This window comes from Clostridium cuniculi (genome assembly GCF_004353185.1).
In the GTDB taxonomy this organism is placed as follows: domain Bacteria; phylum Bacillota; class Clostridia; order Clostridiales; family Clostridiaceae; genus Clostridium; species Clostridium cuniculi.
The window spans coordinates 1-10,062 of the sequence record NZ_SMUS01000065.1; the positions used below are offsets into that span (position 1 = coordinate 1).

At 27.0% G+C, this 10,062-nt stretch carries 10 protein-coding genes; all 10 read left to right on the top strand.

Annotation, left to right across the window (positions count from 1 at the left end; genetic code table 11):
* Positions 1-363 precede the first annotated feature (363 nt).
* The 10 genes from EJJ37_RS18930 (at position 364) to EJJ37_RS18970 (ending at position 9,820) form a co-directional block, all read left to right on the top strand.
* On the top strand, positions 364-1,686 hold the full coding sequence (locus EJJ37_RS18930) for a sugar ABC transporter substrate-binding protein (protein WP_133017006.1): 1,323 nt from the start codon (positions 364-366) through the stop codon (positions 1,684-1,686).
* A gap of 93 nt (positions 1,687-1,779) precedes the next feature.
* On the top strand, positions 1,780-2,241 hold the full coding sequence (locus tag EJJ37_RS18935) for a hypothetical protein (protein ID WP_133017007.1): 462 nt from the start codon (positions 1,780-1,782) through the stop codon (positions 2,239-2,241).
* A gap of 40 nt (positions 2,242-2,281) precedes the next feature.
* Entirely contained in the window at positions 2,282-4,369 is a 2,088-nt protein-coding gene (locus tag EJJ37_RS18940; RefSeq protein WP_133017008.1) for an ABC transporter permease subunit, read from the top strand.
* 5 nt (positions 4,370-4,374) lie between these two features.
* Positions 4,375-5,271: a sugar ABC transporter permease gene (locus tag EJJ37_RS18945; RefSeq protein WP_204572364.1), complete on the top strand. Its 897-nt coding sequence runs from the start codon at positions 4,375-4,377 to the stop codon at positions 5,269-5,271.
* Positions 5,272-5,288: 17 nt separating this feature from the next.
* On the top strand, positions 5,289-6,371 hold the full coding sequence (locus EJJ37_RS18950; protein ID WP_133017009.1) for an ABC transporter ATP-binding protein: 1,083 nt from the start codon (positions 5,289-5,291) through the stop codon (positions 6,369-6,371).
* Between the two features lie 236 nt (positions 6,372-6,607).
* On the top strand, positions 6,608-6,853 hold the full coding sequence (locus EJJ37_RS18955; protein ID WP_133017010.1) for a hypothetical protein: 246 nt from the start codon (positions 6,608-6,610) through the stop codon (positions 6,851-6,853).
* A 136-nt stretch (positions 6,854-6,989) separates the two neighbouring features.
* Positions 6,990-7,559 (top strand): accessory gene regulator B family protein, encoded by a 570-nt coding sequence (locus EJJ37_RS18960; protein ID WP_133017011.1) that lies wholly within the window; start codon positions 6,990-6,992, stop codon positions 7,557-7,559.
* 1 nt (position 7,560) lies between these two features.
* Positions 7,561-7,689: a hypothetical protein gene (locus tag EJJ37_RS21065; RefSeq protein ID WP_275547965.1), complete on the top strand. Its 129-nt coding sequence runs from the start codon at positions 7,561-7,563 to the stop codon at positions 7,687-7,689.
* A 14-nt stretch (positions 7,690-7,703) separates the two neighbouring features.
* Entirely contained in the window at positions 7,704-8,960 is a 1,257-nt protein-coding gene (locus EJJ37_RS18965; RefSeq protein WP_243124922.1) for a sensor histidine kinase, read from the top strand.
* Between the two features lie 299 nt (positions 8,961-9,259).
* A complete protein-coding gene (locus EJJ37_RS18970) occupies positions 9,260-9,820 on the top strand; it encodes a DUF6512 family protein (protein WP_133017012.1) in 561 nt (186 codons plus the stop codon).
* The last annotated feature ends 242 nt before the right edge of the window (positions 9,821-10,062 follow it).

The window sequence follows — 10,062 nt, forward strand, 5'->3', positions numbered from 1 at the left end:
ATGTAAACAAAGAAAAAAACATAAAAAATTTAAAAAATTACCAAATGAAAATTTTTTTAAATTTATTATTATTTTTCTGAGATTACTTATATTTTTAAATAAGATTGGAAACGATACCTAAAAAGGGAAGTTAAAAAAAGATAGACAAGCATTAATTTAAAAATATATGAGATATATTAAAATTTTGTGAAATCAATTACAGATGATTTTTTTAATATTATCGATAAAAGATTAGGGTAAAATAGAAATCGGAAATTATTTTTGATAAGATAATTGGAATCGGTTTCTAAAGATTGATGTGTATTTAAGTTATATTTGATTAACTTTAAATAAATAGATTTTTTAAAAGTGGAGGAGAATATTATGAAAAAACTATTAGTTACATTACTTGTAGCAGCTACTTCAATTAACTTTGTAGCTTGTGGTTCAAGTGATAAAGGAGATGGCAATAAGGGAGAAGAAAATGTCAGCACTAGCTCATCAGCAACTGATGAAAAGGTAACTTTAAAAGTTCAAGCTGAAAAGGAATGGATGCCTTATTATGAAAAGGTTAAAGAAACAATAGTTGAAAAATATCCAAATGCAACAATTGAATTAATAGAAACAGGTTCATTTGATCATTTAGATGTTTTAGATCAAACTGATGCAACTAACTCAGATGTTGCAGACGTGTTTGCTTTACCTGCTGATAGATTATATGGATTAGCTAAGAACCAAGTTTTAGCTGCTATGCCTGCTGATGAAATGGCTGAAGAAGTTGGAGGCTTTGCTGATTTTGACAACGGGTTAGGAGGAAACTTTCAAATTGATGGAGAATATTTAGCATTCCCTTACAATATAGAAACATTAATTGGATATGTTAATGTTGAAAATGCTAAGACTGCCAACATCGATACAACTCAAAATATAGAATTTACAGATTTAGGTTATAATCAAATATTAACAACTGTTCATGATGCTTGGTACGGAGTTGCATTTACTAACTCAGCAGATTTCGAGTTATTAGCTAAAGAGTTAACAAGTGATGCAACTAAAGAATGGGCTGATTTAACAGATGAACAAAAATCATTATTTGAAGGATTATATAACTATTGGAAAGCACATAAGGAAAACAACACATCTTTATGGGATAAAGATGCAGCTGGTGGATATATTGATGAACAATTCAAAACTGGTGGAAGTGATGTTATAAAAATTGACGGACCTTGGGCAACTTCTTCTGTTAGTGAGTTAGTAGGAAGTGCTGATAATATGGAAATTATTCCATTAAGCCAAATTACATTTAATGGACAACCATTAAAACACTGGAAAGGTGGATGGGGCCTTGGAATAAATGCAAGATGTGAAGAAAATGAAGCTCAAATGGAAGTTGCAGAAGCTTTCATTAAAGAAATAGTAAATCCAGAAAATGCAAAAGAATTATTCGATGCTACTGGTAAAGTATTAGAAAATGCTACAATTGCAGATTATGAAGGAATTGATGAGTTACAATTAAAAGTTATAGAAGCAACTTATGCTAGTTATGAAGTAGCAGAAAATAGACCTCTATTCAGTGAATATGGACAAGTTTGGGAAACTTGGCAAAATGCTTTATTATCATGGTCAGCTAAGAACCCAGCAAATGCAGAAGAAGCTTATAAAGAAGTTAAGGCTTCATTTGATGGTATGATGGCTAACTTCAACTAAGAGATTAAAAAAACTTAAAGCTTAAAAGGGGACTTAAGTCCCCTTTTAATAAAATTAAATATAAAGATCAAATAGAGTTCAAGGAGGAACCACATGAGAGAAAGTATAGAAATGCCAAAAGGAACATTTTATACAATTGCAGCAATATGTGCAGTAATTATTATGTTGACATCATTAGAGATGTTAATCAAAGCAAAGGATACAAGTTTATTTAATATGTGGTTATCCAATGGAAATTTAGGTGAAGATTTATTAACTCAAACGACAAACCAATTATATTCTACATATTTAAATGTATGTATAGGAACATTCTTTGTTAGAGTAATAACTCCGATGGCAGTAATAATTCATAGTTATTTTACTTTTACACGACTTAGAGTAAATAAATTATTTGTAATGATTTGGAGTGTAATAATAGTAGGAGCATTTGCATTAACAGTTTTAACAGAACAGTTTTATTCAATATTCTTTATCGGGAGTGGAATTGGTTATTTAGCTTTAATTTTAACAATGATTTACTTAGGGAAGTGTTTAAGAAATATTAAAAGTATATAATGATGAAGTTATTCAGAGGGTATAAAAGGAGGTAACAAGCTTGAAAAAATTCAATAAGTATTTATATGATAATATTAATCGAGAGTATGATAGAAAAAATTTATACCTTTATGAAGTTTCGGCTTTACAGGAAGAAATTGAAGCTGCAACTGGTAAGGAAAAAGAAGAGCTGCAAAGTAAATTAAAAGAATTAGTTAAAAATAAAAAAAATCATGCTTACAATAAAAAATTAGCGGAATACAAGGAAAAGGAAAAGGTATTCCTTGCAGATGTTAAAAAGAAAGAAAATCAGTATAGAACAAAAGTAGATACAAGCTTACCTAAGAATGTTCAAAATTTACAGGTAAGATTATTTAGAGCTAAAGAATTAGTTAAGTTCTATCAAAATTATGTAAAATTAACTTATGATGCAGAGTTAATTTATGAACAAAGTAAGTTAGAAATAGCTCAAATACCACCAGTAATTGAGTTCGCAAAAGGATGTACAAAGGATTTAAAGGAAGCACAAAATAAACTTTCAAAAATAGACAATGCAAATAATGAAAAGTTTAATTTAGAATTTAAAGCTTTTAAAGAGGCAGAAAATAAAAAGTTACAAGAAAGAATTAAAGAGGTTAAGGCTAAATGTAAAGAAGGTCTAATTTCTGGACAAGCGAAAGATAACACAATAAAAGAATTAAAAAGAAAATATAAAGAAGTTCTATTAGTAAAATCATTTGAATGTGAAAAAACATATAACGAAGAAATAGTAAAAAATAAGAAATATGAACTTTCAAAAACGGTTAAACAAAAAATTAATACTGTAAACATTAATGTCGCAGATTTAAGAAGAGTTTATCCAATTGAAACTGAAAAAACTATGCCTTGGGTATCTTGGGTTACTTTCTTAATTCCAGGTCTTGCTCAAGTAATTAACAAACAATATATAAAAGCGATAATTATGTTCTTTGCAACATTATATATATATTTAATGGCTATTCCTTATTCATTAGGATATGGTAACTATAAGGGTGATGGTATCGCGGGTCTTATTACTCTAGCAGCAGATGGTGGTAGATTAGATAGATCTATTATATTTATGATTGAAGGTATATTAGCAATATTCTTATTATTAATTGGAATATTCTTAATGTTTATATGCTTTAAAGATGCAAATAAAGTAGAAAAAGATACCATCAAAGGTACTAGATATAAGAGTTGGATAGAAACTAAGCAAACTGTATTTGAAGATGGATTCCCTTATTTAGTTTTATCACCAGCAGCTATAATAACTATATTTATAGTATGTATTCCTGTTGTAACTACTATACTTTTAGCATTTACAGGAATGGGGCCAGACACACAAGCTAAATTTGGATGGGAAGCATTAAAGAACTACAAAATGATATTCTTAGGAGAAGGTATGGTAGGTTCAATCTTCTGGAGAATACTTGGTTGGACTATAGTTTGGACAATAGGAGCTACAACTTTAGCAATAGCTTTAGGATTTATTTTAGCCATAGTTCTTAATAATGATAGAATTAAAGGTAAAGTATTATTTAGATCAATTTATCTTTTACCATGGGCAGTTCCAGCATTTATTTCAATACTATTCTTTAGTATTTTATTTGCAGATGGTGGTACAGTAATTAATTCATTAAGAGAAGTTTTTGGACCAAACTTTTCAATAAAGAATGATCCATTTGTAATAAGAGTAGTATTAATTTGTATTCAAGCTTGGCTTGGTAGTGCATATATTTTCTTATTATCTACAGGTGTACTTCAATCAATAAATGCAGAGTTATATGAAGCTGCTGATATAGATGGTGCTACAAGCTTTAAGAAATTAACTAAGATAACAGTACCATTAGTATTATTCCAAACAGCACCGCTTTTAGTTGGACAATATACATTTAACTTTAATAACTATAGTATTATAGCGTTATTTAATAATGGAGGTCCTTTTGACCCAAGTAAATATGGTAACTTAGCAGGTTCATCAGACCTTTTAATATCTTATATATTTAAGTTAACAATGAATAGTCAATATCAAGCTATAGGTGCAACAATTACAGTTATTATTTCTGTAGCACTTATGATAATTGCATATATAGGATATAGAAATACAGATGCATTTAAGAGGGGGTAAGATTGATGAGTATATTTAAAAAGAAAAAAAATGATTTATATCTTTCTGATAAACAACCTCTTACTGTAGGAGGAAAAATAGCACTTGGTATATCATATGCTTTCTTAATATTATGGGCAGTGATAGTAATAGTACCAATAGCACAAATTATAATATCATCATTTAATGGAGCACAAGCAAATAGACTTATAATTGGTGGAGAATTCAGTTTCTCATTTAAACACTTTAAAACATTATTTGAAGATACTCTTTATTTAAAATGGATGGCAAATACTTTATTTGTAAGTATTAGTACAGCGATCTTAGTAATTTTAATAGTTTCATTTACTGGATATGCTTATTCAAGATATAGATTTAAAGGGAAAAAAGCTTCTCTTATGGCAGTTATGCTTATTCAAACAATACCAACATTCGTTGGAATTACAGCATACTTCACAATGTATTCAATTGCATCAGATATAATGCCAGGATTTACAAGACAAATGATGCTTATTCTTATATATGCAGGTGGAGGTATAGCAGGTAATACAATTATATTAAAGGGATATTTAGATTCAATATCTACAGAGCTAGATGATGCAGCTAAAATAGATGGTTGCTCTAGCATGAAGATATACAGACTTATCATTATGCCAATTGCAAGACCAATGCTTGCAATAATAGGTTTATGGTCATTTATAGGACCATTTGGTGATTACTTATTACCAAAAGTATTATTAAATTCATCAGCTGATTATACATTAGCTGCAGGTTTACAAACTCTTATAACAGATGAGCGTACAATTAATCAACCAGCCTTTACAGCAGGAGCACTTTTAACGGCAATACCTATAGTAATATTATTCGTTGTATTACAAAAACAATTAGTATCAGGTCTTTCAAATGGGGCTACAAAAGGATAGGATAGGAGATAGTAGATATGAAGGTAACATTAAATAATATAGGAAAGAAATATGAAAGTAGAGAAGATTTTACTTTAAGACATATAAATTTAGAAATTGAAGATAAGGACTTCTGTGTAATTTTAGGACCATCTGGCTGTGGTAAGACTACATTATTACGTATGATTGCTGGTCTTAACTCAATTACTGAAGGTGATTTAATATTTGGTGAGAAGAGAGTTAATAAACTTGCTTCTAAAGATAGAGATATAGCTATGGTTTTCCAAAGCTATGCTCTATACCCACATATGACAGTTTATGATAACATGGCATTTTCATTATCAATGAGAAAGGAAAGAAAGAATGTTATTAATGAACGTGTTACTGAAGCTGCAAAATTACTTCAAATAGAAAAGTATTTATATTCTAAACCATCAGATATATCTGGAGGTCAAAGACAAAGAGTTGCTTTAGGAAGAGCTATAGTTAGAAAACCAAGCGTTTTCTTAATGGACGAACCTCTTTCTAACTTAGATGCTAAGTTAAGAGAGCATATGAGAGTTGAATTAGTTAGAATCCATAAAGCACTTGGAACTACTTCTATTTATGTAACACATGACCAAGTAGAAGCTATGACAATGGCAACTAAGATTGTTCTTATGAATGATGGTAAGATTCAACAAGTTGGTAAGCCAATTGAATTCTATGAAAAACCACAAAATATGTTTGTTGCTAAATTTATTGGATCACCTACAATTAATATGATTAAAGGTAAGATGGATGGAAATAAATTTGTATCTGAAGATGGCTTAATATCAGTAATTCCATCAGAAGCAGATTTAAAAGCCTTAGCTAGTTATAATGGTAAAGATGTATACTTAGGAATTCGTTCAGAAAGATTTATTGGAAATCCTGAAAAAGAGGCATTTGAATGTAAAGTTGATGTAATAGAAGTTTTAGGTAAGGAAAAAACTTTATATGTTAAGTTAAAGAGTGGAAAAGAACTTGTTATTACAGTTCCTGGATATCATCCATATGAAGCTGGAGAAAATCATAAGTTTGGATTTGATTTAGATGCTTTACATTTCTTTGATGCAGAAACTGAATTAAGAATAAATTAATTTAAGTACAAAGGTTAGAGCTATTTAGTATATAGCTTTAACCTTTGTATATTTTATAAGACATTGAAATGAGAAGTAAGAATTCAATTGATATAGTTACAGACAAGGAAAATCATACTAATAGAGCATATATATAATAAGTGAATTAATATATTTAATTAGTTATATAAATTAAGATTTAGACATATAAATTTTAGTGAAAATAGATTCTTAGGACGGGGATGAGGAGGAGATATATGAAAAGATTAAATTATTGTTTAGATTGTCAGCGAGTATTTACTTCTGAAAATTCATGTGAGTATTGTAATTCAAATAATATTAAGGAATTAAAGCGTGGAAAAGCTGTAAATATAATTGGAAGTAAAGATAAAGCAAGTTATTTGAAATATAAAGAAGGAAAAGTTAGTGTAATAGTTTATGCTGAGAATAAGCAGAAATTTATTAAAGAATATGATATTAGCAAGATAAAAAAAATATTATAAATGAGAAAAAGTGCTATATATTTTTAGTATGGCACTTTTTTATTAAAAAAAATATTAACATAATTAAAAAAATAATTAAATATATGATATAATTAAGAAGTAAGAAAAAATAAATTAATGACAAAAAGGTATAATTATGATAGAAAAAATTGTAAATTGTTTAATTGAAGATTTAGGAAAACATAATAATTATAATGAAATACAGATAGAGCAAATGAAATATGTTACAAAAGTAATAACATATGAATTGATTAAATTTACTTTAATTTTATTAATATTTTCTTTACTAGGACTATTTAAAGAATGTGTTTTAATTAGCATATTTATGATAGCAACCAAACCGTTTACAGGGGGGTATCATGAAGATAGTCAATTTAGATGCTTTATAGCAACATTAATAATTATGTTGTTTATAATTTTATTATCTAAAAATACTAATTTAAATATTATAAGTTCTATTATATTAAATTTAATAAGTATTTTCTGTATATATAATGAAATTCCTATAATAAATGAAAAAATGCCATTAACGAGAAAAGAATTAATAAAAAAGAATAGAGTTATTGGTATTACAAATACATTAATATTTCTAATTATATCAATTGTTATGTTTAATGTTAAATGGCTTTCTCAAACAATAGTATGGACATGCGTTGTTCAAGTAATGCTTTTATTTAACAAATATAAAAAGGAGAGGGGGGAATAAAATGAAGTTAAAAAAATACTTAGGTTCTTTTTTATTAATGTTATCTGTAATTGTGGCGAATGCTGGAAATGCCTCTATTGCAGCAATTGGTATCGAAGAAATGCCTGAATCAATAAAAAAATCTAGATAAGTTGGGATAAACAAGTGATAATAAATATTGCAGACTTCATAAATACTATACTACAGTGCATTATGATTATTTGTACAATAAATTATTGTACTGATGAGAAATATAAAAAAAATAAGATACAAGAATTAATTTATATAGTTATACTAGTTGTAATTGTTCAAATTGTAACAAAAATAACAGGAAATTCTAGTTTGGGAGTAATTGTTATACATGGAATATTATTAGTTTATGGAGCGATAGTTTTTAAAAAAGACCCATTAGGAGCAACTATTGGATTTAGTATAATATATTTGTTTATAAATATAAATTTACTAATATGTTCTAATATTTTCTATGAATACATTATCCCACATATACCTGATGGATATACAGAGATTGGGGTTGTGATTTTTCTGTATTTACCACAATATATAATGACATATTTTGTACTTCTAAAAAGAAAAATAATTTACAAGCTTTATAGAACTATTAAATCAAAAAATTTCTCAGCAATACCGTTAATATTGGTAACGGTAATTATTGACTTTATTAATTCTTTTAATTTGATTATACATGATATTGACAATCCATTATTTAAGGAATTAATATTCTTATTATTAGGAATATTTATGGCAATATTGACAATTTATTTTGCAAACATAGAAAAAAAAGCCAGAGAAATTGCTAAGTTAAACAATGCTTTAGAAGAAAAAGTTAATGAACTTAAAAAAGTAAAGCATGATTATGGAGCACAAATTTCTTATTTATATGGAATGCATCTTATGAAAAAGTATGATAGATTAGGTGAGTTATTAAAGGATATAATAGATGGTCATAATAATATTACATCGGATGTTAGAGTTACAGATGATGATTCAGTAATATCTATGATAGTAAATAGTATAGATAATAAAGGTATAAATATAATAGTTGATGAACAAGCAGATTTATATGAAACAGGAATATCAGAAATGGAATTACAAAGAGTTATTTCTAATATATTAAGAAATTCTATAACTGCAATTAAGAGTAATGGTGTAATTACTATAAAAACTTATTATGGACTGAATAATATTATAATTAAGATACAAAATAATGGGCCTAAAATAGAGGAAAATATAATAGATAAAATATTTGAAGTAGGATTTTCTACAAAAGATGATAAAGGCAGTAATCATGGTTTTGGACTAGCTATAGTTAAGGAAATTATAGAAAGTTATTGTGGAAATATTTCTGTATCAAGTAGTGAAAAATTTACGGAATTTATTATAAAATTACCCTTTAAAAATTAGCTTATAATGGAAACTGTTTATAAGGATATAAATTGAATTTATACAATTCAATTTATATCCTTATAATGGAAACTGTTTATAAGGATATAAATTGAATTTATACAATTCAATTTATGTCCTTATTTTTAATTGTTTTTTTATAAAGAAAAAATGATATTGAATGATTATGTTGGAAAGTATAATTTGCTTTAATATACTTAAATTTTAATATAATATTTTAAGTATATATAAACTTTTTATTAGCAAGTTATAAATAATTAAATATTATAATATAAATAGATTTTTAGGAGGATATACGATTGAATATTTTTTTTATAGAGAACTATAAGAAGATAAAAAAGAATATTGTACTTTCTATACCTATTTTATTTATAATAGCTACTCCACTTCATTTCTTATATGAACTAACAGGTAAAATAGCAATAGTTGGAGCTATAACTCCAGTAAATGAAAGTATAGCAGAGCATTTTAAATTAGCTACTATGCCAGTTATTTTATGGTGGATTATTAGTTATTACATACTAAAGAGAAAGTTAGATATAGATTTTAAAAAATGGATTTTTAGTGGGGCTATTTCTACACTAATGATGCCAATTGTTATAACTACTTTCTATTACACATATACAGGGGCTTTAGGAATTTCATCTCTTGTATTAGATATATTTTCATTACTGCTTGCATTAATAGTAGGTCAATCTTTAGCACTGCAGTTATATAAAAAAGTTAGAATAACAAATATAAAATTTATTGTAGGAATTTTAATAATAATTATAATAATAGCATGCACAATAGTATTTACATTTTATCCACCACATATCCCAATGTTTAAAGATTCAATAACAGGACTCTATGGCATTTGAATAATATTGCGAACTAAAGCGTTAATGCCGTGATGCCGAAAATTAATGATATAACCTCCATTAAGTCATATAATTTCGCTAAGAATTTATATTATTATTTCCATAAAATTAGCTAAAGCTTCGAAGTTCGCTATCGCTTACCTCAGCTTCTTAACGCTAATTTTATTACAATAATAATTAAATTCTAAAGCTTATTATATAATACTTTCTTCCGGTTATATCATTAATTTTTCTCTATCACT

Excerpts from the sequence above, each read along its gene's own strand:
- EJJ37_RS18945 (WP_204572364.1), top strand. The coding sequence starts at position 4,375 with ATGAGTATATTTAAAAAGAAAAAAAATGATTTATATCTTTCTGATAAA.
- EJJ37_RS18930 (WP_133017006.1), top strand. The coding sequence starts at position 364 with ATGAAAAAACTATTAGTTACATTACTTGTAGCAGCTACTTCAATTAAC.
- EJJ37_RS18960 (WP_133017011.1), top strand. The coding sequence starts at position 6,990 with ATGATAGAAAAAATTGTAAATTGTTTAATTGAAGATTTAGGAAAACAT.
- EJJ37_RS18950 (WP_133017009.1), top strand. The coding sequence starts at position 5,289 with ATGAAGGTAACATTAAATAATATAGGAAAGAAATATGAAAGTAGAGAA.
- EJJ37_RS18935 (WP_133017007.1), top strand. The coding sequence starts at position 1,780 with ATGAGAGAAAGTATAGAAATGCCAAAAGGAACATTTTATACAATTGCA.
- EJJ37_RS21065 (WP_275547965.1), top strand. The coding sequence starts at position 7,561 with ATGAAGTTAAAAAAATACTTAGGTTCTTTTTTATTAATGTTATCTGTA.
- EJJ37_RS18955 (WP_133017010.1), top strand. The coding sequence starts at position 6,608 with ATGAAAAGATTAAATTATTGTTTAGATTGTCAGCGAGTATTTACTTCT.